Raw genomic sequence first — 26,566 nt, 5'->3', positions numbered from 1 at the left:
TCTGCCGTATGTCTCAGCGGCGACTCATATAATATATCACGGGTGCCTACAGGATTGCAAGTGTTTTTTTAAAATATTATTACCTTTTTCAATATTTTTTAAAAATGGCTTTCAAACTGCCGATCATAATACCTCACTATAATGAAGTAATTATTTTAAACACCCTAAAAATGATTGCAGTTTTAAATTTAAAACTTTAATAAACGGAACTCCTGTCTACTTTCTTGCCCGCAAGTAGCATTCATATATTTATTTTATTCACTAGAGCTGCTCATACAGTCGGAACTGGAGCATCAATGTTCGGGTATTGGATTACTCTTTCCAAACATTGCTTAGATAAAGCCATTCCCCTCCCTCTAAGGCTGGAAAAATCCGAACAATAAAGTGACTTGCGCACTTCCGCATTATTATGTATTATTTAGTTGTAGCAATCATCATGTTAGAAATTCTAACGCCATAGTAAAGGTGACGATATGCTTCAAATAGACTCAAGTGAATTTAAGAAGAAACTCAGCCACATTTACAACGAAGTATCCAAAGAATTGTTCGGGTTTGGCACAACCTTGCTCAGAACAGCCGTTGATAACGGTACGATTACGTTATACGCAAGGCATCGCCGCTCACCCCGCTCCACCATTTTGGAGGGCGAGGCTCCTAATTTGAAATACGAAGTCGATTTTTATATGTCTTCTATCTACAAGAAGAAGCTGAAGGAACGGCTCGAGAATGATTTACAGCTTCATATCGAAGTGCTGCTTCGGGATTATGATCCGGCAACACAGTGGGCTGTTACGAACATTATTTTAAATACTGAAGCCGTACGCTGAGGCGACCCCTTCCTTTTGATTTATCTTAAGGACTGGCCGCAAGCGCTACGAACATGGATACCGCCAGACTTTGTTTACAGAGGAAGGCGCTCCGGTTAGAGATTTTTCTATCCGGGGCGCCTTCCTTTTTTTATAAAATTTTAATGCTAGCAAGCAGCAGTAATCATCTTTGTTTATTACTTAAAGGAGGCGATAGCAGCAAACACGCCACAGCCGGAATAATATCCAGCTGGGTACGCAACACTAGATGTGGGATTTTGGCTATTTTTCTCAACAAACAACAATTTGATAACTTGGGGGACGATGAAATGAACAAAGGTTGGGCAAAAGGATTATTCGCATTTTCGCTGGCGGCAATGGTATTGGCAGGCTGCGGCAGCACTGGTGGCAACAATACAGCGGCAAGCCCGGAAAGTTCAGCAGCTACAAATACAGGCAGTACAGCAGCCAAAAAGCTCGTAGTTTCCACATGGGGCTTCTCAGAAGACTTTTTCAAAAAAGAAGTATATGCGCCTTTCGAAAAAGAACACAATGTCGAAATCGTCGTGGAGATCGGCAACAACGCGGAGCGCTTGAACAAGGTACTTCAAGGCAGCTCAAATATAGATGTTATTTATTTGTCCGATTATTATGCGCAGCAAGGTATTGAAGCGAATGCCTTCGAAACGATCGATCGCAGCAAAATTCCTAATCTTGAGCAGGTATATGATATTGCTAAAGCGCCAAATGGCGAGCAATACGGACCAGCTTATACGGTTGGACGCTTCGGAATCGCTTACGACCCTACGGCTATCGGCACGGAAATTGCCTCGTGGAGCGACCTTTGGAAGCCTGAACTGAAAGGCAAGCTTATTCTTCCTAATATTACGGCGACAAGCGGGCCGATGGTTGTGGATGCGGCGTCTGTCGTTGGCGGCGGGGATACTTTTAATGAGGACTCAGCTTTCACTAAATTAACCGAGCTGAATGGCAGCGTCGTGAAATATTACGGCCAAACCTCCGAGTTCATTAATATGTTCACGCAAGGCGAAGCAGCGGCTGGCCCTATTATGGAAATGTACATTAAAGATTTGAAAACAGCTGTGCCGACCGTTAAATTCGTTGCTCCATCTGAAGGAGCTTATGCCGTAATTAATACGATGAACGTAGTTAAAGGCAGCGCAAACAAGGAGCTAGCTGAGGAATTCATCAACTGGCAGCTTAGCCAAGAGGTACAGGAGAAATCGGCCAAAGCGAAAATTGATTCCCCGGTCAACACCAATGTAAAGCTTACAGCAGAGGAAGCGGAAGGCATCACCTATGGAGCCGATGTTGTAGAAAAGCTGCGCAAGCTTGATATGGCGTTCGTCAATCAAAATCTCAAAGGCTGGATTGACCGTTTCAACCGTGAAGTAGCACGCTAAACAATAGCGCCACGTTAATCTCTCATAAAAAGAGCAAGGAGCAGCCGCTTCTTTTCTGGTGGCCTCCTGCTCTTTTTTATCACAATGCCAAAGCAACCTTCGAAAGGAGCACTCCCTTCATGAAAAAAATAATGCTGGACGTCGATACTGGCATCGACGACGCTTTAGGCATTCTGCTCGCGCTGCGCTGCGGCGAGGTTGAGCTGCTCGGCATTTCCACGGTAAATGGCAACGTATCCGTAGATACTGCAACAGCCAATACGTGCAAGATTTTGGATTTGGCGAAAAATAATACAGTGCCCGTAATCCGCGGAGCCCACGCGCCGCTTATGCGCAAGCCGGTATTCGAGCATCGCGTACATGGACAAGACGGACTTGGCGGTGCGCTGAAAGAGGTTATCCCCTCCACCGAACGAATACGCAAAGACAGCTTCGGTCCTGATTTCCTCATTGAGCAGGTGCAAAAGTATCCTGGCGAAATCACGCTTGTAGCGACTGGCCCCTTGACCAATGTGGCGCTTGCTATAAGCAAATACCCTGCGATAGTGCATGAGCTGAAGGAGCTTGTCATCATGGGCGGAGTCGTCCGCGGCTTCGGCAATGTGACACCGACGGCCGAATACAATATGTTCGTCGATCCGGAGGCGGCAAAGCTCGTGCTTGGAGCAGGCTTTCCAAAGCTGCGCCTGGTCGGCCTTGATGTAACGCGGCGTGCGCTGCTGACGGATGAGCATATCCGCTCCATGGGCGATAGTCCACTCGCCGAATATGTCGCAGCAAGCACAGCTGATTACATGCTGCGCTATTACGAGCGCAACGGCGTTCAGGCATGCGCCATGCATGATCCCTTGGCCGTAGCCGCGGCAATATGGCCTAAGCTGCTGACTTCGGAGCGCTACTATGTCGATGTCGAGACGAAAAGCGAGCTATGCGATGGGCAAACCGTGTGCGATTTTCAAAACCGCCTGCAGCGCGCGCCTAACGTCGATGTCTGTCTGGAAGTGGACGCGGAGCAGTTTCTGGCACGCTTCGTCAACGCGCTAAGCCAGACTGAACAGTAACCAGCTCAATCCTGCGGTAATTATAAAGACAGGAGAATCTACGAATGAAAAAACGATATTTATATATGCTGCTCATGCCTGGCTTGCTGTTCCTTACGCTATTTATGATTTTCCCGCTTGCGGCTACCGTGGGGTCCACCCTGTTTCAAAACGGCCAATTTACGTTCTCCCATTATACGCAGTTTCTAACGGATGCTTATTTTCTTGAAATTTTAGGCACGACCCTGCTTGTCAGCTTTATGACGACTATCATTTGCGTAGCAATCGGCTTCCCGGTTGCCTACTATATTTCGAAGCTCCCGCCGCGCGGCAAAAGCATTTTGCTGGCATTGGCTATTTTCCCGCTGCTGACAAGCTCGGTAGTACGTTCCTTTAGCTGGATGATCGTGCTTGGCAAAAACGGGCTCATCAACAATGCGTTAATGGGCATCGGTCTTATTCAAGAGCCACTTAGCATTTTGTATACGCCAACTGCCATGATTATTGGTCTGGTTCATTTGTTTTTGCCCTTGATTCTGATTACTCTGGTCGGCGTAATGGAGAACATCAATCATGATTTGGTAGAAGCGGCGCAAAGCCTTGGCGCTTCCCGTTTTTCTGCCTTCCGTAAAATCGTCGTGCCATTAAGCATACCTGGCCTTATTATCGGCAGCATTTTGGTATTCGTTGGCAGCTTGACTGCCTATACAACGCCTGCCCTGCTGGGCGGCAAGCAGCGCGTCATCTCGACCTTTTTGTATCAAAACGCCATTACGCTGAATGATTGGAATGCGGCTTCAGCTATCGCGACAATGATGATGATCATTACTTTCGTCGTGATCGCAATCATGAATAAGGCTGCGGCCAAATTTAATCCGAAGGGGTAGAACGATGCAAAACAAAAGCTATGGACTTACACTGTTCACGTTTCTTGTCTATTTGTTTCTGCTCGGGCCGCTTATTCTGATTGCGATTGCGTCGTTCGAGCCAAGCACTGTGCTGAAATTTCCGCTGACGGGCTTTTCCCTCAAGTGGTACAAAAATGTATTTGAAGTTGGGCTCTTCATGAGCACCTTCAAAACCTCCGTCATCGTTTCCCTTCTCGGCAATTTTTTGGCGCTGCTGCTCGGGGTTCCGGCGGCTTACGCCTTAAGCAGAGGGTCATTCCGGGGCAAAAATACACTGAATGCGATTTTCCTTTCGCCTGTGCTCATTCCCGGCATTGTACTTGGTTTTACTTTGCTCAAGTTCATTATTATATCGCTGCATATACCGATTTACGCCGCGCTGCTGATCGGGCACACCGTCATTATGCTGCCGTTCATCATCCGGGTCATCGGCTCCAGCCTGAGCAACTTTGATTTTGCCATTGAGGAAGCATCGCTTAGCCTTGGCTCCAGCAGGCTCGCAACCTTTTTCAAGGTCGTGCTGCCCAATATCCGCTCCGGCATCATTGCCGCGGTGCTGATCGCCTTTCTGGAATCGTTCAACAACGTCGATATTTCGATCTTCATGTCTGGTCCGGGAATCAGTACATTGCCGATTCAGATGCTGACGTATGTGCAAAATTATTTTGATCCAACGATTGCCGCCCTGTCTGTCATGCTGATGATTTTCACCGCAGTCATCATGTTTCTGATTGAGAGACTGCTTGGGCTATCCTATTTCACTAAACGATAACGAGGGGTTGACGTTGTGGCCTTACTACAGCTGGATAACATATCGGTCGCTTATGACCAGCAATATATTTTGAAGGATTTCAACCTGTCTCTGGAAAAAGGACAGCTGCTTTCCCTGCTTGGGCCAAGCGGCTGCGGCAAAACGACGACGCTGCGCCTAATCGCCGGGTTTCTGGATGCCAAGGACGGCTCCTTCCGCTTTGAAGGCAAAGATTATACACGGACGCCGATTAATAAACGCAACTTTGGGCTCGTTTTTCAGAGCTATGCACTATTCCCTCATTTATCCGTGTACGAAAACGTCGCTTTCGGGCTGCGCATTCGCAAAGTGAAGGATGATGAGATTCGAAAACGCGTCATGAAGATGCTGGAAATCGTCAGCCTGCATGGCTTCGAGGACCGCTTCCCCGGTGCCCTGTCCGGTGGGCAAAAGCAGCGTGTCGCCATTGCCCGCGCACTCGTGATTGAACCGGATTTGCTCTTGTTCGATGAGCCGCTCAGCAATTTGGACGCCAATTTGCGGGTTAATATGCGGGTAGAAATCCGCCGGATTCAGCAGGAGCTGGGCATTACGACCGTTTACGTTTCCCATGACCAGGAGGAATGCTTCTCGATTTCCGATAAAGTTGCCGTGATGAATAAAGGCGTTATCGAGCAGCTCGACCATCCATCGGTTATTTTCAAGTATCCGAAAACGGAATTTGTTGGCCGTTTTATCGGCTTTAACAATTTCATTACCTTTACAGAACGACAAGCTGATGGCGATGCTGTACTGCTGACAGTAAATGGACTGCCCTTCCGCGCGAAAAAGGTTCCAGGCATGTCTGCCGGAATGAAGGGCGCTATCCGCCCCGATGACTTGCTGGCAGGAACAGAGAACGAAATCAGCGAGGGGCCAAACGTACTGGACGGCACCGTGAAGGTAAGCACTTATTTGGGCCGCAGCTATCAATACATTGTCGAAACCGCGCTTGGAGAATTTACGGTGAACAAGGAAATGCTCAGTCCCTTTGAGAATGGACAGCGCATCCGCTTGCTTGTTCCGCCGGAAAAGCTGGTTTTAGTTGATTAATCATACGGAGGAACGACCATGCAAGCTGATCTCTTAATACGAAACGCAACCATTTATAATAGTTATTTCAAAAAATGGATCCAAGGCGATGCGGCAGTGCGAGACGACAAGTTCGTCTATGTCGGCCCGGATGGCGCGGATGCTTTTCAGGCGGCTGCCATTTTGGATGCCGAAGGGCTATACATGCTGCCCGGCCTCATTGATATTCATCTGCATATTGAAAGCACGATGGTCACGCCGCAGTCCTTTTCAGATGGGCTGATTCGCAATGGAGTGACAACGATTGTCCCGGAGCCGCATGAAATGGCCAATGTGTTCGGTCCCGAAGGCGTGAGAGAAATGATTCGCGCCAGCGAGCACTGCGTCGCCGACATGCTGTATGCCATCCCAAGCTCGGTTCCTGCAACCGCGCTGGAAACGACCGGCGGATCGGTTGAGATTGAAGATATTGACGAGCTGCTGCGGACCGAGGATATTCGCTGTCTCGGGGAAATCATGAACTACACCGATATTATTACGGATACAGAGGGCCAGTCTAAAACGAATCGAATATTGAAGCATATTCGCGAGGAGCATCCCGGCCTCGTCATTGAAGGCCATGTGCCGAAGCTGCTGGGACTGGATCTGCAGCGCGTCATTCATGCCGGTGTTGATTCCGATCATACCCATCAAACGGTCGAAGGAATGGAAGCGCGCATTGCAGCCGGCATGTTCATTGAGATCCAGGAAAAATCAATGACCGCAAGCGTCATGGACTATTTAATCAAAAATGACGTCTCTGAGCATTTCTGCTTCATCACCGACGACGTCATGGCCGATTCCTTTCAGGAAACCGGACATTTGAATCATATCGTCCGCAAAGCAATTGCGATGGGCATGGCGCCAGAACGCGCGATTTATGCCGCTACGCTGTCGCCCGCCAAGCGGATGCGCATGTACGACCGCGGTACGATTGCACCCGGCAAAATCGCCGATTTTGTCCTTGTTGCTGATGAGCATTTGCTGGACATCCAGCAGGTATACAAAAACGGCGTGCTCGTCTATTCAGAAGCAGCACAACAAGTATTTACAGAGGAGCCGCAGCCTAAGGGTTCCTATCGTTTTCCCGCGAGCTATTACGAGAGTGTAAAGCTCGCAGAGCTGACCGAGGGTGATTTCAGCGTTGCCGTGGATGCCAAGGACGGCCTTCATACTTGCCGAGTGATGACCGTTCAGGACGGCTCCACCTTTACGAAGGAAAGCTTCGCTAAAGCGCAGGTGCTTGCTGGCGAGCTGCACTGGGAAACGAGCGGCTGCGGCCTAATTGCTACCTTCGAGCGTTATGGCAAAACAGGCAGCAAAGCATTTGGCTTAATTGGCGGTGATACCATTACACGCGGTGCAGTAGCTACTACCTATTCGCATGATAATCATAATTTGCTTATCGTGGGACACAGCGTCGCAGATATGCTGCTTGCCGCGAATACGGTCATTAAGCAGCAGGGGGGATTTTGCGTTGTCGATAATGGGCAAGTGCTCGCTAATATGCATTTGCCTGTCGGGGGTATTTTGACCGAGGCTCCGCTTGAAGAAGCTGGCCCCGCTGTCAAAGAGCTGCGTGAAGCGATGCAGTCGATCGGTTATCGCCATTATAATCCGATTATGTCGATTGCTACCCATTCCCTGCCGGTCAGCCCTTTTCTGAAAATTACGGATTATGGGCTCATTGATGTCAATGCAGGCAAAATCGTTTCTTTAATTGTCAGCTAAAGGTTCATAAGCAGCTATAGTGAAGCAACAAGCCTCGTTCAGCGTTCATCTGCTGGGACTAGGCTTGTTTTGCGTTAGGCAGGCGGATACCGCGCATGCCCGAAGGGAATATTTTTCACCAAAAATGTTTCCGCTTCCAAACTACCATACAAGTATGGTAGTATAGTGAAAAAGTAACTTTCAACCTAAGAAATGAGCATACCTATGAGGAGGTGAACGATGGATTTCACGATAAAGCCCACTGCCGTATCGATGCGGGATGCGATTTATTTGACGCTGAAGGAGCAGATTTTAAGCTTGGAGCTGCCGCCTGGCACGAGCATTTCGGAGAAGGAAATTTCCGTAAAGCTTGGCGTGAGCCGCACCCCTGTTCGAGAAAGCTTCGTTCGGCTGGCGCAGGAAGGTCTGCTGGAAATTTTCCCGCAGCGCGGCACCGATGTGTCGCTCATTGATTTGGAGCTGGTCGAGGAAGCCCGCTTCATGCGCGAGCAGCTGGAAACTGCGGTCATCCGCCTCGCCTGCGCCAGCTTTCCTGCCGAACGCCTGACGGCGATGCGTCACAATCTCGCCTTGCAAAGGGCTTGCGTAGAAAGCCAGGATTACAAAACGATGTTTGAGCTGGACGAAGCTTTTCACCGCACGCTGTTTGAGGGCTGCCGCAAAAGCAACACTTGGGCCGTCATCCAGCAAATCAACGTCCATCTCAACCGCAGCCGTATGCTTCGTCTCGCTGCCGATCACCACTGGGAGCATTTGTACGAGCAGCATTTGCAGATGGCGCAGGCGATTGAAAGCAGTGATACCCAGCTTGCCGAACGGCTGATGAAAGAGCATTTGAACTTGACGATTGCCGATCAGGCGCTATTGAAAGAGAAGTTCCCTACCTACTTCAAATAATCGGAGGCGAAACGCATTATGAAAATGGTATTTCGTTGGTTTGGTGAAGGCAATGACACCGTCAGCCTTGACCAAATCAAGCAAATTCCCGGCACGGAAGGTATCGTCTGGGCGCTGCATGACGTTCCTGCTGGCGATGAATGGCCGATGGACAAAATTATGAAGGTCAAAGACGCAGCGGACAAAGCCGGCCTGCACATCAAGGTCGTCGAAAGCGTCAATGTTCATGAGGACATTAAGCTCGGCCTGCCAAGCCGCGATTTGTACATCGACAACTATAAGAAGACGATTGCGAAGCTCGCGCAGGTAGGCGTCAAAGTGATTTGCTACAACTTCATGCCGATTTTCGATTGGCTGCGCACCGATCTTCATAAGGAGATGGAGGACGGCTCGACGGCGCTTTTTTATGAAAAAGCGATGATTGATAATGTCGATCCCTTCGATCTCGTTAAACGCATCAACGAAAATTCGAAGCTGACGATGCCGGGCTGGGAGCCCGAGCGGCTGCAATATTTGACCCAGCTGTTCGAGGCCTACCAAGGGGTTACGCAAGAGCATCTATGGGCAAATGCGAAATATTTTCTCGATGAAATTATTCCGTTTGCTGCTGAGCATGACATTAGAATGGCGATTCACCCGGATGATCCGCCTTGGCCGATTTTTGGCCTGCCGCGTATTATTACAAGTCAAGAAAATATTCGCCGTTACCTCCAGCTGCACGACAGCCCTTATAATGGTCTTACTTTATGCAGCGGTTCGCTGGGCGCCAACCCGGAAAATGATATCGTGTCGATGATTCACGAGTTTGCCGATCGTATTCTGTTCACGCATATTCGCAACGTACGCGTCTATGAAAATGGCGATTTCATTGAGTCGTCCCACCGCACACAGGATGGCACGGTCGATATTGCCGGTGTTGTTCAGGCTTATCATGAGGAGCAATACGAGGGCTACTGTCGTCCGGATCACGGCCGCCATATTTGGGGCGAGGAGTGCCGTCCGGGCTACGGCTTGTACGACCGCGCACTCGGCATTATGTACCTTTGGGGCTTATGGGATGCGTATCAGAAAGCTGCCGCTGCGGAAGGAGCTGCTGCGAAGTGAGCGAAACGGTAAGTTTGCCGAAGCATGCCTCCATCGAGGGCAAAGTCGTCGTTATTACAGGCGGCGCAGGCGTATTATGCCGCGCAATGGCGCTGGAGCTTGGACGTCAAGGAGCGAAAATTGCCGTGCTTAACCGCACATTGGAAAAAGGCGAGCAGGTTGCGGCAGATATTAAAGCCGCGGGCGGACAAGCGATTGCAGTCGCATGCGATGTCACCAACCAGCAAAGCGTTGCTGCTGCTGCGGAAACGGTGCTTGCCCAGCTTGGTCCGTGCGACCTGCTCATTAATGGCGCGGGCGGCAATCATCCGAGCGCCAATACGACGAATGAGACGTTCCAGCCGGAGGATCTGGACAATCCTGACGTAACCTCATTCTTCGACTTGAATGTGGACGGCTTCCGCAATGTGCTTGATTTGAACTTCGTCGGCAGCCTCATTCCGACGCAGGCTTTTTCCAAGCATATGCTCGGCAGGGCTGGCGCAGTCGTCATTAATATTTCGTCGATGAGCGCACCTTCGCCGATGACGAAGGTGCCAGCCTACAGCGCAGCCAAAGCGGCAATCAACAACTTCACGCAGTGGCTCGCTGTCCATTTGGCTGATGCCGGCATTCGCGTGAATGCAATTGCGCCAGGCTTCTTCCTGACCCAGCAAAACGAGCGTCTGCTGCTGAATGAGGACGGCTCCCATACGGCGCGGGCAGGCAAAATCATCGCCCACACGCCGATGCGCCGCTTCGGCTCGCCGCAGGATTTGCTCGGCACGCTGCTATGGCTGGCGGACGAGCAAATGTCCGGCTTCGTCACCGGTATTGTCGTTCCGGTCGATGGCGGCTTTATGGCCTATTCCGGCGTCTAGTTTATTTCTTTGGCGACCTTAGCCAAATGACATATGACATATAACGAATGACCGGAACCGTAATCAACCGTATATCCTACATGCATTAGCAGCGCCCCTTCCTAGATTGAGAAGGGGCGCTGCTTTTTTTATAAATGATTTAGAAATTTTTATGACTTCAGAGTAAAACAAGCATCGGCTAGGTCACCTGCGGCAGCGCATCCAGCTGCTGCTTGAGCGCCTCCACTTCCCCAGCGCTAAGATCAAGCTGCGGCGCTCGCATAAAGCCGGCATCTATGCCGCGAAGCTTGAGCGCTTCCTTGAAAAAGGACATATTGGCGCCGCTTCTCAGCACCTCGCAATATTGAATCGCGATGCGCTGCCATTCGCGGGCCTTATCCAAATCTTTCGCCTGGTAGGCGTTGTAAACCGCGACAAACGGCTCCGGATATACGCAAGACACGCCGGAAATCACACCGTCACAGCCCATAGCAAGAGCCGGCAGGAACAAACGGTCAGCCCCCTGCATCACGGAGAAATCGCCGCCTTTTATGGATAGGTATTCATTCGTGCGCAGAAAATCCGGGTAGCTGTATTTAACGCCGACTACGTTGCCGCAGCGCTCTGCTACTCTCTTTGCAACATCCGTTTTGAGATCATTGGACGCGCATTGCGGAATATTGTACAAATAGACGGGGAAATCAGCTGGCAAACTGGACGCTACCGCCACATAATATTGCTCCAGCTCTGCATCGTTTGCTCCAAGGAAAAACGGTGTGACTACACCAATACCGTCAGCCCCAATTTGATGGGCATGCTGTGCTAGCAAAATCGTATCAGCCTGCGTTGCCGCACCTGCATGAATAAATACGGTAACTCTTCCGGCCGCTGTCTTCACTACCGTTTCCGCAACCGCTTTGCGCTCGTCAACCGACAGCCGCACCATTTCTCCGGTCGTCCCCAGCGGGAACAGGCAGTGTACGCCTTTGGAAATCAGAAATTCGGTCAGCGTTTCTACCTTCGGCAAATCGACATGTCCTTCTTTAGTGAAAGGCGTCACCATCGCTGTCGTCACACCGTATAAACGTTTCATCCTGACAATCCTTCTTTCTATTTATGATTTATGTGAGGCTGCAAGTTAACGAAGCAAATGAATAGGGTCCTTGCCTGCAAAAATATCCAGCAGCGCTTGCGCCGTATCCAGGCCAACCCGGTAATACGTCTCTGTCGTTTCCGCTGCGGTATGGGGCGTTGCAATCAGCTTCTCCAGCTCAAAAAGCTTATTATCCGCCGCTACCGGCTCCTGCTCGTACACATCGATAGCCGCTCCGGCGATGCGGCCCTGTTTCAATGCCTTGTACAACGCTCGCTCATCCACGAGCGCGCCCCGCGCCGTATTGACGAAATAGGCTGCCTGCTTCATCCGGTTAAATTGCTCGTCGCTCATCATATGGTGGGTTTCCTTCAAGCTTGGCAGATGCATGCTGACGACGTCGCTCTGAGCAAGCACTTCATCTGAGGAGACAAGCTTGACCCCGAGCGCCTTCGCCTTCTCTTCATTTGGATATTTATCATAAGCGATGATCTGGACATCGAAGCCTTGCAGCTTTTTCGCCACCATCTGGGCAATGTTGCCGAATCCAAGCAGCCCGATTGTGCGATCCGCCAGCTCCATGCCGACGGTGCGGTCCCAATAGCCGCGTCTAGCCGAACGCTCAAGCGTCGGGATGTTGCGCAGCATCGACAAAATCAGGCCAATCGTCAGCTCCGCTACCGCATTGGCGTTGCCGCCCGGCACATTCGCCACCTTGATGCCGTATTCCTGCGCTTTCGCCAGATCAATATTGTCGACGCCAACGCCGAAGCGGGCAATGCCCTTCAGCTTTGGCGCCAGCTTGAAAATCGCTTCATCCCATGTATCTACGCCGGCAACGACCCCGTCGATATCCGCAACAAGCGGAGCCAGCTCCTCAAACGTATGGGGACGGCCAAGCTGGTTCTCGATAATTTCGCAGCCTGCCTCCTCAAGCATTCGTTTCGCATCGGCGCATAGCAGCGAATAGTTCGTCGCTGTCACTAGAACTTTATGCTTTGTGCTCATTATTTGACTCCTCCAACGGTCATCCCGCTAACCATATATTTTGATGTAAACAAATACATAATAATGACTGGAATAGAAGCGATAATCGAGCCGCCCATCAGCGGCCCCCAAGCGAATACGTCGCCAACGATCATATCCGACAGTCCAAGCGTAATCGTCTTATCGCTCGTTTTCGTCACAATGACGAGGGCATATAAATATTCACTCCAGCACAGCGTGAAGGCGAAGATGAAGGTTGCCGCAAGCCCTGGAGCAGCAAGGGGAAAAATAACGCTCCACATCGTGCGCGCCCGACTGCAGCCGTCGATCATCGCCGCTTCCTCAATCTCTCCCGGAATCGATTTAAAATAGGAGACGAGCATCCAAGTGGCATATGGAATTGTAATCGTCGGGTATATAAGCATGAGACCATAAACCGAATTGCTCAGCCCAATCGCATTCACCAGCATATAAAGCGGAATAAACAGCACCGCGCGCGGCATCAAGTAGGCGTACAAGATTCCTCTAGATATAAAGCCGCGGCCCTTGAACTGCAATTTTGAAATGGCATAAGCAGCGAGCATACTGAACAAAATCGATAGAAAAGAAACGATCAGCGATACGTAAAGGCTATTTTTAATATTCGATAAAAATCCCTTCTCCGTCAGCAGCTTCTCATAAGCAGACCAGCTGAACACTTGCGGCCAGAAGGATGGCGTCATATTGTAGATTTCCCCCTGCGACTTGAAGGACGTATTCAGCATCCAATACAGCGGGAACAAAGCAAAGATCAATAAAAGTGCTAAAGTTCCATAGACGAGAACCTGTTTGCCGATTGATTTATTTTCCATCGTTTATCACCTAATCTCTGGATGAAAGCGAGCGCTTCGTCACATAGTTGATCAGCAGGATCAACGGCGGCATCGTCATAATGGCGATGGCAATCGCTTTCCCAAGGCTCATATTCAAAAATCCGATCGTATAGCTCAGCGTAGACAGCACCTGTGTCGCATTGGCAGGGCCTCCGCGCGTCAGCAGCCAAATAATTTCGAAATCATTCAAGGTCCAAATCGTAGTCATAACTGCAGCAAGTATAGTGACCTCCTTCACGGATGGCAGCGTCATATGCCAGAAACGCTTGACTGCGCCCGCCCCGTCCAGCATAGCCGCTTCATACATTTCCTTCGACACGGTCTGCAGGCCAGCTAGAATGGCAATGCCCATAAAGGGGATGCCCCGCCATACGTTAACCAGAATGACCGAGAACATCGCAAGATCCGGCCTTGCCAGCCAGCCGAGCGGTTGATCGATCAGATGGACTTTCAATAGCAGGAAGTTCAGCACTCCGCCAACATCGGAGTAAATCCACTGCCAGGTAAATACCGATACGATAGTCGGGATCGTCCAGGGTAAAAATAATAGGACACGGAACGTATTGCGAAATATGATCTTTTCATTAAGCACAAGCGCCATAATCATGCCGAATACCGTTTTGAACAACACAGCTACGCCTGTAAAAACAACCGTATTCCATGTCGCTTTCCAGAACGCTGAATCCTGCAGCAGCTCCAAATAATTGCCGAGCCCGATAAAAACCGCATCCGCACCCACGACTTTATTCGTAAAGCTCAGATAAAGCGCCCAGCCAAACGGCAGTACCATAACGGCAAGGAGATAAATCAGGACCGGGCTCATGAGCAAATAAGCCAGTTTATTGTTTTGGTTTGTATTCAAGCCTCATCCCGCCTTACTTAAAGGCAGAGGAGGACCAGACGCTCTGGCCGTCCGCCGCCGAATTAATAAAAGCTTACTTAATAAAAGCTTATTTGCTGTAAACCTCTTGAATTTTAGCCTGCATATCTGTGATGGCCGCTTCCGGCGTGTAGCTCGTTTCAAGCAGCAGCTTCTGGAACGTATCGTTGAGAATGCGAAGATTGAACACTTCCCCCGCCTTCGCATTGTACTCGCCAGGATAGCCGAGGAAATTAAAGCCAGCAACGGATTCGACAAATGCTTTGTTTTTCTCGCCTTGCCATACCGCTTCCTTCGCCAGCTCGTCATATACGGGAGCCGTCAATGGAGCACCCTTCTCAATCCATGACTTATACCAGTCTTTGTCCAGCATGTAGGAGATGAACTTTTTAGCCAAATCCTTGTTTTTCGAATCTTTGAAAATGCCGAGATTGTTGCTGATACCCGGAATAAAGGTGCCTTTAGGGCCAGCCGGATAAGGCGCGATGCCTGTTTTTTCATACAAATCCGGGTTATCCTTCTTAATCGTCGCGAGCACGCTGCCCGTATTGAAAATCATCGCTGCTTGTCCGCTCAAATAAGCTTTATTGTTGCCCGCGTCATCCCAGCCGATTGCGCTTGGCGGCGTGCTTTTATCCGTTAAGAAAATATCGCGGATAAACGAAGCGGCCTGTACCGTTTCCGGCGAATCCGCAATGACCGTTTTGCCATCCTGCGTATCGACAGATCCGCCGTAGGACCAAATAATGCCGCGAGTCAGAAACTCGGCGTCGGAGTTCCCTTTGCCATAGCCCATGCCGATGCCATATAGGCCTTTGCTCGTATCTGTCAGCTTTTTGCCCATTTCCCTAAGCTCGTCCCATGTTTTCGGAGGCTCTGTATAGCCTGCATTGGCAAGCAAATCTTTGCGATAGTAAAGCACCTGCGTCTCGGTCCAAAACGGCACACCGTATTGCTTGCCGCTGAACGTTATCGCTTTTTTCGTATTTTCATTAATGGCGCTTTTGCCTTGCAGACTGGCAACCACATCGCTTACATCCTCCAAAACGTCTTTTCCGTAAAATTGGCCAATTTCCTGATAGCCGAAAAAGGATACATCCGGCACGGATTTGGATTCAATCGCCGCCGTCCATTTTGGATAAAAATCCTCGTAAGCGATCAGCTCCACATTTACATTCACATTGTTCTCTTCTCCAAACTGCTTCGCACGTTCAGTAATTAATGTGTTTTGATCATCAAACAGCTGCTTCTTCATCCAAAAGGTCAACGTAGGCTTCTCGCCGCTGCCCGCTTGCGTCGTCGCCCCGCCATTATTCGCTGTTTCCTGATTGCCCGTATTACCGCAGCCTGCCACGACAACTGTCAACAAAGAAACCGCTACTGCTTTTTTCAATCCGTTTTTCATAGAAATGCTGACCTCCCGTTTCGCTTTTTTTCACGTACAGCATCATCTTAGTTGAAGCGCTTTCATGCTTCTGTCCTTATCTTAATTCGAATGGTTAAAAGATAATATGACAACAATTTAATCGAATGATACAAAATTAACAGGATTCAACTGCAGCATTTTTATAGTGAAAAATCGCGAAAAAACAGCACCGCTCCATCGCTCGGAATGCGGCGCCGCTGTTAAAGCCCTTCAGCTTCATCGTCTATTTCATTTCCTTGCCACCCTCCAGCTTTTGCCGGAATTCCTGGGGCGTCAGGGAATAATATTTTTTGAACACCTTATTGAAATAATTCGGGTTCTGATAGCCAAGCTGGAGCGCGATTTCGTAGCTTTTCAGGCTTGGGTTTGCCAGCATCGACGCTGCCAGCTCCATCTTGAGCCGCAGCACATAATCGCTCACATTTTCGCCCGTCGCAAGCTTAAATATTCGCGACACATGGACCGGATGCATAAACAGATGATCGGCAATTGCTTGCAGCGTCACATCAGTGACGAGATTTTTCTCAATGTAGCTGCGGATTTTGCCTACCGTTATTTCACGGTCATTTCTCGTATCATTTTCCATGCTTTGCCGCAGCAGCCGGAATGCTTCGTCTATCCAGCTTTTTAACGCCGTAATAGAGCGGCTTGGCAGCAGCCCGCTCATATCCGATAATCCTGAGCCGATCATCTCCGCCAGCTCGCGCCCGTTTTTGTGCGCGAAGGAGCTGAACGAGGCATAGATGGAGAAAAACACTTCCATCAGATGCTCCGGCGAATCCGGCCAGCCTTGATTCAGCTCGCTCCAGATGCCGCTGAGCTTCTGCTCAGCCATTTCCCAGCTGCCCGATTCCATCAAATGAATGAGCATCGGCGGCTCGTACAGCCGCTGGAGCGAATGAACCGGAAGCTGGCGGGCGATATCGCAAGCGACATGGATAAACAGCCCGCTTTGGCTGCCGACCTGCCGGCGCAGCGCCAGCAAAAGATCCTCATACCGCTGCCTGACATCATGCGGGAACAGTCCCCACTGGCTGACGAGCACGGAAACGTCTCCACTCAGATAATGATTAACGCTGAGCTGAAGCTGCGAAGCCTTGAGCTGCAGCTCCTCATCAAGAGCTTTGCCATCACCTGATAAACCGGACAGCGATTCCTCCTCCTCCTCCTCTTGCTTTTCCGCTATAAGCGGCCCGCCAGCTCTTTCTGGAATTGCCGTAACGACGCCAACTAAGTAGCCATGAATGGTTTTACATGTCCAGAGGCGGAAACGGTCCTCAAACAGCTCCTCCACCATATTGCTGACAGCATATTCCATCAGGGACAGACTGTAGAAATCCATCTCCGACAGCTTGCCCTCAAGCCGCACGAGCATCAGCGCAAAGCGTTGTCCCAAGGCTACCGGAATTTTGAGCGATTCCAGCTTTTCGGGCAGCCGCTCCGCCGAGTATTTGCGTCCCTCAAGCAGCTCATTCAGAAGCTCGCCCTGAAGCTTTGGCAAATTCTCCTGAAAGGCTCTTGCTACACGCTGATGGAAGCTCTTCTCGTCCAGCTCCTTCTTTAATGCCTGAACCGCCCCGCTTACCTTCGCCAAAATATGCTCATCGCTGATCGGCTTCAATAAATAGTCATACGTTTCATGGGTAATAGCCTGCTGTGCATAAGCAAACTCAGCATGCCCGGACAACAAAATGCATTTGATCCGCTTCCAGCTCCTCCGCACCTGCTGGAGCAGCTCCAATCCGCTGATGCCCGGCATGCGGATATCGGTAATCAGAATATCGATCGTATTCGTATTTAAAATTTCCAGCGCCTCTACGCCGGAATAAGCTTTGAACACAGCGCCGATGCCGATTTGCTCCCATGGAAGCGTATCGGCAAGGCTGTCCACCACACTCGCCTCATCGTCCACAAGCAGTAGTCTAAATGCCAGCTGCTCCTCCATCACGCTTCCCCCTTGTCCTCCCAAATGATTTCTGTACGAAAGCCATCCAGCGGCGAAACCGAAAACTGCAGCCCCGATTGTCCGCCATATAAATGGGCCAGCCGCTGATGCGTATTCCATAGGCCGCAGCCAGTGTGCTCATCCAACGGGAGAGCGAGCGACATTCGCAGCTTGACCATCTCCTCCTTCGTCAAGCCACTGCCATTATCATCAACGATGAGCCGGTTCAAGCCGTTTTGGCGCATTCCTTTAATATGAACAATGCCAAATTGCAGCTGGCTTTCAATTCCATGGACGACCGAATTTTCCACAATGGGCTGAATGAGCAGCCGTGGAATTTGCAAATCCATCATCTCCTCAGGAATGTCGATTTCATAGTGCAGACGCTGGATACGTAGCTGCTGAATGATCAAATAGTTTTCCACCAGCTTAAGCTCCTCCCGAACCGTCGTCATGCTATTCTCCATCCGGGTCGTGTAGCGATAATATTCGCCTAAATTCAACGACATCGCGACGACTGCTTCCTTATCGCCGAGATTCGCCATATTTTTAATATAGAATAAGCAGTTGTATAAAAAATGCGGGTTGATCTGTGATTGGAGCTGCTTCAGCGTCGCTTCCTTGGAGCGCAGCGTCTCCATGTACACCTTGTCGATCAGCTCCTGAATCTGCTCGGCCATCTCATTAAAGCTGCTGAACAGAAACTCAAATTCATTGTTAGGGCGCTGCTTCAGTCGGGTGGAAAACTGCCCGTCCTTGATTCGCTGCACTCCCCGCACCAGCAGCACAATCGGGCGCTGGACATTGCGGTACAGCAGCAGGGTAGACAAAACGCCGAGCGCCATTAGCAAGCCTATCGAGGTATAAAACAGATTGCGGCTCGTGTTGATCGGCGCAAACACGCTCGCAAGCGGCACAACATCGACCAAATACCAGCCAAGGCTTGCGGAACGGATATAATTGACGATATATTGCTGGCGATTAATTTCAAGATTGAGGCTGCCGCTGCCCGCGAGCTGCAAGCTTTCCAGCTGCTCCATTGCCTGCGTAACGAGCCGGTAGTTGCCGTTAAAGCCAATGATCGGCTCCTCGCCGGGATGATACAGAAAAGGCTCGCGCGCCTCATCTTGCTGGAGCGAATTGAGCATATTTTTTAAATTGGCATCGGTGAACCGTACCTCGACATATAGATTCGGCATGTCCGACTGCTGCATCCGGCTGAACAGCATTTCCTTAATGCCGAACGTTGTAGCGTATTCATGAACCCATTTGCCCATGTTTCGGGCTTCAAGCTTCTGCTCGTCATAATGGGCCGAATAGTCCGTCGAAATCAGCTCCTTGGTGTCGCGCAAATATAAAATAATTTGGTTCGTCCAAGCGCTCGTCGTCGTCTGCATATTCAGCATATCCACGAGGCGCAAGTGGCGCTGGAGCTGGACAAGCTCATCATTTTTCCCCCGGCCCTCCACATACTCCCGTATGCTGTAATCACGGCTTGCCGAGGTGGAGTGCTTCACGAGCTGATCTACCATCATGTCGAGCTGGCTCATAAAAAAACCGAGGCGGTTAAGATTCTGCTCCTTGATCGTCGTCTGCACCACATCTACGCTCACTTGGTTCGAATAGCCGTAAAGCAAAATAATCGGGATGAGCAGTGCAATAATCAAGGCTATCATTTTCCGAAATGTCGTCATCTTCATCGCTTTTCCTCCGCCTTATGTGATAAGTCCGGTCTCCTTGCCTGCTGCGGGTCACGGGAATCAACGCCATTCTACCATCATTTTCGGGCAAAAGAAAACGCTTACCTAATCTTGCATAGACAGGGAGGACGGTTTACTAGCGAAAAAGCGCAAATGAAACAGGCATCTTCCGCACAAATAGCTTGTGCAAAAAATGCCTGTTTTCCGTATTTTTTCAACAAGAATTTCTTATTAATTCAACGCCTCATCAATATGGTCAAGCACAAGATTTATCGCAACCGGGCCATAATAGGCAATCCACAGATTGGTATCCTCTTTATACACATGACCATCCTTGACTGCCTTCAGGTTTTTCCAAATGGCTGAGCTCTCGAATTCCTTTGTAAGCTCCAGATTATTTTTGTCCTCCAATACGAAGAGATAGTCAGCCTCAAGCTCCGGCAGCTTTTCCAGTGCAAGCGACGCGCTGCTGTTGTCAGCATCTACCGCCATAGAAGGCGGTGTCAGTCCCAAATCATTATACAAAAGCGCCGCTGTGCGATGGGAGGTTGTATGAAGGCGGATGATATTGTCCCGTGGTCTGAGCAGCGCAAACGTCTGATCTTTGTATTTCTCAGACAGTTTGGCCTTCAGCCCCGCAACCTTGCTGTTGTATTGATCCAGCACCTGCTGCGCTTCCAACTCCTTGTCCATAATGCTTCCAAACGTTTTCAGCGTTATCTGCCAGTCTTCATTTCGCTCAAAAATAAGCGTCGGAGCAATTTTCACCAGCTGATCATAAATTTTATCATGGAATTCCGTACCAATAATAATATCCGGTTCAAGTGCGACAATCGCCTCCAGGTTAGGCTCGTCCAACGTCCCCAAAGCTGCAACATCTACCAGCTTGCCCGCCATGTAGGTTGGGAATTGCAAATTTTCCGATTCCGTTACAACGCTGCCGGAAGGCTGCTCGCCAAGGGCAATGAGCTGATCCATGAACTGGGTATCAAGCACGGCTATACGCTGCGGTGTTTGCTCCAGCTTCAATTCACCCTTCATATGCTTAATCGTGCGCGGCGCACCAGCCTTCGTTCCTGCATCCGATACTGTAGGCGACGCCGTTATGCTATTGGATGGAGCCGATGCTCCGCCTCCTGCGTTTGTATTGGCGCCTGTTGCGCCTGAGCATGCAGCCAGCAGCAAAGTCAGACTCAGCAGCAGGCTAACCGTCCATCCTGCCTTAAAGCTTCTGTTCGAGTACATCGTTCTAGCTCCCCTATATTGGTATTGATAATGATTTTCATCACTACCTTTACCACTATACGGGTGCCCCTTCCTTGCAGCAATGGCATATCGCGACAAAGCGAATGGATAATGGCGACTAGCCTCCGCTTGCCGTCCTGCCATTTTAAAGCTGCTGGGGGAGATGCCAACATGCTTTTTGAAAATACGGCTAAAATAATAGCTGTCCGGATAACCGACTGCAGCGGAAATATCCTTCAAGGCAGCGTCCGTTCCAAGCAGCAGCTCCTGCGCTTTCTGCATCCGTACCTGGATTAAATAATCAATGGGCCCTGCTTGATAACGCGCTTTAAACAATCGCTGCAATTGCCGTGGGCTGCATTGCAGCAGCTCGGACAACATCTCCAGCGTAACTGGCTCAGCATAATATTCGTCCAAATAACGAATCGCCTGCGCGGCTACATCCGGAACTATCGTTGCAATTTCCTGATCATGCAGTTGACCAAGCAGCTCACAGATAAGCTGGTAAAACAGCGATTTCGTCCGCAGCTTCTCCAAAGTACCCGCTTGCTTCCATTCCTGCTTCATGCGGACGATTTTCAAATAAAGAGCGGCATGATGAAGCGGCGCAAAGCCATATTGCACGTGGAACGGCTTGCTGCGCTCCAGCAGCTGCACAAGCTCCTGACGGGCAGGCAAGGACAGCGTCGCCTTATAAAAAATAAAATAATATTCGAATGGCTCGGCAATGTCGTCAATATCGAGAAAGGTCCCTTTGCCTGCATGGCAAAGATAACAGGACTCAGCGCGATGCTCCATCCCATCGAGCCTAATTCGCGCCCGCCCTCGCATCGAGAAAAGAAAGGCGCTCGCGGGCAGCTGATAGGAGCGCAGCTCCTCTCCAAGCTCCAACGCTGCATGCCTGATATCAAGCACTTTGAGAGAGGCTTGGTTCCACAATCGAATGTGGTCGTTCAAGTTCATCGCTCTGTTCAACTCCTAAGGATCAAATGGGTCAGACCGTAAAGCTTCTCTCCCCATTATAGTGATAACAATTCTCAGTGTCGATTAGAAGATGTGAGGAATGCATTCTAAAAAATAGAGAGCAGGGATATACGCCCCACCTTATTCGTGAATTGTAAGCTTCTCAATCGCCCGAGTGCGTGGACGCGGCGCTGGAATATGCTCGGGATAACCGACGTGCAGCACACCTATAATTTTCTCACCACGCTCTACGCCAACTGCCTCACGAAATGAGGGTGCGCTCAAAAAGCCATTTGTTTTCCAAACGACCCCAAGCCCCCGCTCCCAGGCAGCAAGCTGAAAGCATTGAATCCAGCTGCTCACAGCGCCTACGTCCTCCATCCACTGCTTATTGCGCGAATCCTCCTCCATAACGACAATGAGATGTACAGGGATTGTCATATAGTCTTTCAGCTTCTGTTCTTCGTTTCTTCTGCGTTCATCCACTGACATCGCGCCAATGACCGCATTAGAGAAAAGACGGCGAGCTTCTCCCATGTATTGAATAAATCGCCATGGCTCTCTCATTCCATGATTAGGAGCCCAATTCGCTGTATCGAGCAAGGACAACAGAAGCTCCTGCGACACGGGATCGCTTTTGAACTGACGAATTGTCCGCCGTTCCCGAATCGCTTGCGCGACCGGAAATTCGGACGGAATTTCGGAGGATAAAGGGTGATGTTGACTCATTAAATAAACGCCTCCAGCTTAGGTAAAATGAAAAAGCGGGTACTGCCGCCTTCTTGAGTACAACATTATATACAAATAACAGATGAATTCAATAGCGTTTTTTCACAGCATGCTTGTTGGAAAAATAAATACACTCCCTTATATCTTACAAATTTATCATTTAATTATAATTATTTTCGTCCGTTTTCAGCATAAAAAGCCGTCAAATCAATGGCAGATTTGACGGCTTTTTTTTAAAGCTGTTATAGCTCTTCTCTTTTCTTTAACTGTAGGCGAAAGTATGTTTGAGTTGATTGGACTTTTGGTAGTTCAGATGAATGTGACGCAGCCTATGGCTGGTTTACATGAGTAGAACGGACAACGGCCAAGCAACCAAATCATACTGTAGCATCCCACTCTTGCTTGAGGCCCATAGGCTCCGCCTGAAACAGCCTTGCATCCATCAGCTTGAGCTCCGGTGAAATGAGCGGCTCAAACGCCAGCAGATCAAGAATATCCCGCTGCAAATCGATTCCCGGGGCAATCTCGCAAAGCATCAGACCGCGTGCCGTCAATTGGAACACCGCTCGCTCGGTAATAAAAATTACTTCCTTGCCGTTTTGCGCCGCCTCGACGCCATTGAAGGAAATGTCTGCGAGCGCGGGCACGATTTTGCGGAAGCGTCCTTCCTTCGCAATGTCGACCTTGCCATCCTTTACCTGGACGTCGAGGCCGCCAGCGGTGAAGGTACCGCTAAATACGACCTTTTTGGAATTTTGGGCAATGTCGATAAAGCCGCCCACGCCCATAATTTTCCCATTAAACTTATGAACGTTCACATTTCCCGCTTGGTCCATTTCAGCGAAGCTCAAGAAGCTGACATCCAGACCGCCGCCATCATAAAAATCGAACTGGTACGGCTGATCGAGTACGGCCCTAGGACTAATTGTCGCTCCAAAAATAATGCCTTTCGCTGGTGTACCGCCAATTGGACCCAGTTCCACCGTAAACGTCAGCGCTTCGCCAACTCCCTCCTCGGCTGCCACATAACCAACACCATCAGATATGCCGACTCCAAGATTGGCTACAGCTCCAGGGAATGCCTCCATTAGCGCCCGCCTTGCGATAATTTTGCGTTCGGTGAGCTGCAAAGGCTCGATACCGCCCTGCACGGCAAGCAAATCGCCGCTCATATAGCGATTGCTTTCCGTCTGGTACGTCTGCATTTGCTCTGGAACGACGACGACGGCATCGACCAGGAAGCCGGGAATTTTGATCGTTTTCGGATGCTGCGAACGAGCTTGAACCATTCGCTGCACTTGTACGATGACGATGCCTCCGCTATTTTTCGTTGCCTGTGCAATGCTAAGCACATCCAGAAAAGTCGGCTCATCCTCCATCGTAATATAACCGTCTGTATCGGCAGTCGTACCGCGAATAATCGCTACATCTGGCTTAATCGACGGATAGAACAGCCATTCCTTGCCGTCGATTTCCATCAGACGGACAAGCTCCTTCGTCGTACGCTCATTGAGCTTGCCGCCTTGCTGGCGCGGATCGACAAATGAGCCAAGCCCAACATGGCTCAAAATACCAGGATGCCCCGCTGCCGTGGAACGGAACAGCTGCGTAATGACACCTTGCGGGAAGCAATACGCTTCGATTTGATTCGTCTCAGCCAGCTCCGACATCCGCGGCGACTGCCCCCAATGCCCGCCAATCGCTTTGGCGCACAAGCCTGCAATCGCGATCGGGCTCATCCCTCTATCTGCCCGGTCACCGAGACCGGTTGTGTGAAGATAAGTCAGCCCGCTTGGCTGCTGCTCTTTATGATAGCGCTCTGCGAGCGCTTCTATGACAGCTGTCGCCTCGACAATTCCGCCACCGGCGCCGCTAAAGGCGACGGTAGCTCCGTTTGGAATGAGGCATACCGCCTCTTCAGCGGTCAAAACGGGAACCGGGCCCGTTCTTTTTTTCAAAGTTGCAATAGACATGATGGATAATTCTCCTTCTTCGGCTGCTTTCGTCTGTGCTGCTGTATAAGTCGAGCCAATCAGCGGTTAGAATATTACACTTTCTGGACAACGTCGCCTGCGAAAACAGGAGGACGCTTCTCGAAGAAGGCTTGCATGCCTTCCTTGAAATCTTTGCTTTCCGCGACCTTTTGCGAAATATCGAGCTGTGTCAAATCAAGCCATGACTGCTCTGGCATAAAGATGCGGGTAAGCGCCTCCTTTACAGCGCGTACGGCCGAGCCGGATTTTGCAGCAATTTCCTCCGCCCAACGATAGGCCAGCTCATAGGCGGTTCCTTCATTCGCAATTTCGTTGACTACGCCTAAGCTAAGCGCTTCCTGAGCGCTCATTTGTTTGGCGAACAGCATAAATTGCATCGCTCTTCCCACTCCGATGAGACGAGTGATCCGGTAGGCGCTGCCGCTTCCCGGGAACGAGCCAATGTTTACCTCCGGCAAAGATAGCACCACATGAGGCGCAGCTACCCGCATATCGCAGCTAAGCGCCCAGTCCAGACCGCCGCCATAGGCAGAGCCGTCCAGCGCAGCAATCGTCGGAATCGAAAGGACGGACAGGCGAGTGCGCAGCCGGATCTCGCTTTCCATTTTGTCGCTGACATACGTATCTTTTTCCAAATGCTGCTGTATTTCATTCATGTCTGAGCCCGCCGAGAAAACTTTCCCATTATGGGTAAGCACAACTGCACGAAGCTCGCCATCTGACTCAATATCGGCTAAAATCTTCTCAAGCAGCGCAAGCCCGTTATTCGTCCCCAAGTTCAGCGGAGGATTGTTGAAACGGATAATTCCGATACGGCCTTCCTTGTGAAATTCAATTCCCGGATTTGCTGACATGACAATAACCACCTTATTATGAGATTATAAATTATATTTTGCTGTCCATTTGAACAGCTGCCGTTCCGCTATTAGATCGATCTAATCTTTTCATTGATTATAAAAAACGGCATCCCCCCTGTCAACAGCAAGGCAGGGAATCTATAGTCATTCCATAAGCTGCGATTATGTACTATAATTTTCACTAATGAAAGAGGTGTGACTGATTGTGGGCGATAAAAAAGAAAAACGCGTAACGCTTCAGGATGTCGCGAAGGATGCAGGCGTATCACGCGCCACGGCATCGCTCGTTGTCAGAGGCAGTACGTCCATTACTGAGCAGACGAAACAGAAGGTTCTTGCATCGATGAATAAGCTCGGCTATGTCTATGATCGCGTCGCAGCAAGCTTTCGCTCCAGACGCTCTTCTACTGTGGGCATTATTATTACGGATATCGGCAATCCCTTCTTCTCTGAGCTGCTCGCCAATTTGCAGGACCGGCTCGATGAACTCGGCTATACAACGCTGCTTGGCATGACGTTTGAATCGGAAAGCAAGCAGGAGCGAATACTGGAGACGATGCTGGAGCATCATGTTTGCGGCATTATTATGGCTCCCGTTGCTGGTACAAACCCCACTGTATTTGCCCGACTAAAGCAATTAAACGTCCCCTGCGTCCTTATTGGCCGTGAAATTTCTGGGGCACGTGTTGATTATATCGGCACCGACTTCCAATGGGGCACGAAGATGGCTGTCCGGCATTTGGCCGACCAAGGGCATAAGCATATTGCTCTGCTTGGCGGTACGCCTCATACATCCGCTTATAACGAGCGGCTCGCTGGCTACCTGGAAGGACTTGAGGAATCCCGCATACCGACCGATCAGCACCATATTATTCCTGGCCCGCCTACACGCGAAAGCGGCGCTGTCATTATTAATCAGCTCATCCGGCAGGACAAGCTGCCTACAGCGGCGCTGTGCCATAACGATATTGTTGCGCTTGGGGTCATTGTCGGGCTTAGGGAAAATCGGCTTGTCGCTGGCAAGGATATGGCTCTCGTGGGCTTTGATGATATTAAAGAAGCAGCTACTGCAAATCCTGGCTTGACGACGGTTGCCGTTGGTTCTGGGCAGTGGGGAATCGAAGCAGCGAATCTGCTGCACCAGCGCATCAGCGCCGAAACGCCAGCTCCGGCTGCCCAGGAGACGGCTAGAATTATTTTGCCGCCAAAGCTTGTTATTCGCGAATCCTCCACTCATTTTATGGGCGTGCATTAATTGATGCAGC

22 protein-coding genes are annotated in these 26,566 nt (G+C 50.1%); 11 read left to right on the top strand and 11 right to left on the bottom strand.

The genetic code is table 11. The features are described from left to right. The first annotated feature begins 473 nt into the window (after positions 1-473). The 10 genes from WH37_RS28585 (at position 474) to WH37_RS28540 (ending at position 10,631) form a co-directional block, all read left to right on the top strand. Positions 474-827 carry a hypothetical protein gene (locus WH37_RS28585; protein ID WP_046234069.1) on the top strand — a complete coding sequence of 118 codons (354 nt, stop codon included), beginning with the start codon at positions 474-476 and terminating at the stop codon, positions 825-827. Between the two features lie 308 nt (positions 828-1,135). After that, positions 1,136-2,230 carry an ABC transporter substrate-binding protein gene (locus WH37_RS28580; protein WP_046234068.1) on the top strand — a complete coding sequence of 365 codons (1,095 nt, stop codon included), beginning with the start codon at positions 1,136-1,138 and terminating at the stop codon, positions 2,228-2,230. 119 nt (positions 2,231-2,349) lie between these two features. Further along, positions 2,350-3,291 carry a nucleoside hydrolase gene (locus WH37_RS28575; protein ID WP_046234067.1) on the top strand — a complete coding sequence of 314 codons (942 nt, stop codon included), beginning with the start codon at positions 2,350-2,352 and terminating at the stop codon, positions 3,289-3,291. Between the two features lie 44 nt (positions 3,292-3,335). After that, entirely contained in the window at positions 3,336-4,157 is an 822-nt protein-coding gene (locus WH37_RS28570; RefSeq protein WP_046234066.1) for an ABC transporter permease, read from the top strand. A 4-nt stretch (positions 4,158-4,161) separates the two neighbouring features. Then, entirely contained in the window at positions 4,162-4,950 is a 789-nt protein-coding gene (locus WH37_RS28565) for an ABC transporter permease (RefSeq protein WP_046234065.1), read from the top strand. Between the two features lie 15 nt (positions 4,951-4,965). Beyond that, the gene (locus WH37_RS28560; protein WP_046234064.1) at positions 4,966-6,021 is read left to right on the top strand and encodes an ABC transporter ATP-binding protein; all 1,056 of its coding nucleotides are present in this window, start codon (positions 4,966-4,968) and stop codon (positions 6,019-6,021) included. Between the two features lie 18 nt (positions 6,022-6,039). After that, entirely contained in the window at positions 6,040-7,770 is a 1,731-nt protein-coding gene (locus tag WH37_RS28555; protein ID WP_046234063.1) for an adenine deaminase C-terminal domain-containing protein, read from the top strand. Between the two features lie 219 nt (positions 7,771-7,989). Next, positions 7,990-8,667: a GntR family transcriptional regulator gene (locus tag WH37_RS28550; protein ID WP_046234062.1), complete on the top strand. Its 678-nt coding sequence runs from the start codon at positions 7,990-7,992 to the stop codon at positions 8,665-8,667. An 18-nt stretch (positions 8,668-8,685) separates the two neighbouring features. After that, entirely contained in the window at positions 8,686-9,771 is a 1,086-nt protein-coding gene (gene uxuA, locus WH37_RS28545; protein WP_046234061.1) for a mannonate dehydratase, read from the top strand. Next, entirely contained in the window at positions 9,768-10,631 is an 864-nt protein-coding gene (locus WH37_RS28540; protein ID WP_046234060.1) for an SDR family oxidoreductase, read from the top strand. Before uxuA ends, WH37_RS28540 begins: the two co-directional genes overlap by 4 nt. Before the next feature lie 178 nt (positions 10,632-10,809). On the opposite strand, the gene WH37_RS28535 is transcribed toward WH37_RS28540, so the two are convergent. The 11 genes from WH37_RS28535 to WH37_RS28485 form a co-directional block, all read right to left on the bottom strand. Continuing rightward, positions 10,810-11,703 (bottom strand): dihydrodipicolinate synthase family protein, encoded by an 894-nt coding sequence (locus WH37_RS28535; RefSeq protein ID WP_046234059.1) that lies wholly within the window; start codon positions 11,701-11,703, stop codon positions 10,810-10,812. A 45-nt stretch (positions 11,704-11,748) separates the two neighbouring features. Then, positions 11,749-12,711 carry a phosphoglycerate dehydrogenase gene (locus WH37_RS28530; RefSeq protein WP_046234058.1) on the bottom strand — a complete coding sequence of 321 codons (963 nt, stop codon included), beginning with the start codon at positions 12,709-12,711 and terminating at the stop codon, positions 11,749-11,751. Beyond that, positions 12,711-13,541, bottom strand: coding sequence for a carbohydrate ABC transporter permease (locus tag WH37_RS28525; RefSeq protein ID WP_046234057.1), 831 nt, complete (start codon positions 13,539-13,541; stop codon positions 12,711-12,713). The genes WH37_RS28530 and WH37_RS28525 overlap by 1 nt, the downstream gene beginning before the upstream one ends. Positions 13,542-13,551: 10 nt before the next feature. Continuing rightward, on the bottom strand, positions 13,552-14,424 hold the full coding sequence (locus tag WH37_RS28520; RefSeq protein ID WP_046234056.1) for a carbohydrate ABC transporter permease: 873 nt from the start codon (positions 14,422-14,424) through the stop codon (positions 13,552-13,554). Positions 14,425-14,512: 88 nt separating this feature from the next. Continuing rightward, complete coding sequence (locus tag WH37_RS28515) at positions 14,513-15,847, bottom strand: ABC transporter substrate-binding protein (protein ID WP_046234055.1); 1,335 nt, start codon at positions 15,845-15,847, stop codon at positions 14,513-14,515. Positions 15,848-16,091: 244 nt separating this feature from the next. Beyond that, complete coding sequence (locus tag WH37_RS28510; protein ID WP_046234054.1) at positions 16,092-17,813, bottom strand: response regulator; 1,722 nt, start codon at positions 17,811-17,813, stop codon at positions 16,092-16,094. Then, positions 17,813-19,513, bottom strand: coding sequence for a sensor histidine kinase (locus WH37_RS28505; protein WP_046234053.1), 1,701 nt, complete (start codon positions 19,511-19,513; stop codon positions 17,813-17,815). Before WH37_RS28505 ends, WH37_RS28510 begins: the two co-directional genes overlap by 1 nt. Positions 19,514-19,744: 231 nt before the next feature. Next, entirely contained in the window at positions 19,745-21,721 is a 1,977-nt protein-coding gene (locus tag WH37_RS28500; protein WP_046234052.1) for an AraC family transcriptional regulator, read from the bottom strand. 141 nt (positions 21,722-21,862) lie between these two features. After that, a complete protein-coding gene (locus tag WH37_RS28495; protein WP_046234051.1) occupies positions 21,863-22,450 on the bottom strand; it encodes a nitroreductase family protein in 588 nt (195 codons plus the stop codon). 377 nt (positions 22,451-22,827) lie between these two features. Continuing rightward, on the bottom strand, positions 22,828-24,423 hold the full coding sequence (locus WH37_RS28490) for an acyl CoA:acetate/3-ketoacid CoA transferase (RefSeq protein WP_046234050.1): 1,596 nt from the start codon (positions 24,421-24,423) through the stop codon (positions 22,828-22,830). 74 nt (positions 24,424-24,497) lie between these two features. Continuing rightward, positions 24,498-25,298, bottom strand: a complete 801-nt coding sequence (locus tag WH37_RS28485; RefSeq protein ID WP_046234049.1) for an enoyl-CoA hydratase/isomerase family protein — start codon at positions 25,296-25,298, stop codon at positions 24,498-24,500. 208 nt (positions 25,299-25,506) lie between these two features. On the opposite strand from WH37_RS28485, the gene WH37_RS28480 reads away from it, so the two are divergent. Next, complete coding sequence (locus WH37_RS28480; RefSeq protein WP_046234048.1) at positions 25,507-26,556, top strand: LacI family DNA-binding transcriptional regulator; 1,050 nt, start codon at positions 25,507-25,509, stop codon at positions 26,554-26,556. The last annotated feature ends 10 nt before the right edge of the window (positions 26,557-26,566 follow it).

It is taken from the genome of Paenibacillus algorifonticola, from assembly GCF_000971975.1.
GTDB classification, from domain to species: domain Bacteria; phylum Bacillota; class Bacilli; order Paenibacillales; family Paenibacillaceae; genus Pristimantibacillus; species Pristimantibacillus algorifonticola.
Note: the sequence above shows the minus strand (reverse complement) of the source record. Positions and strands in the feature narration are given on the sequence as shown.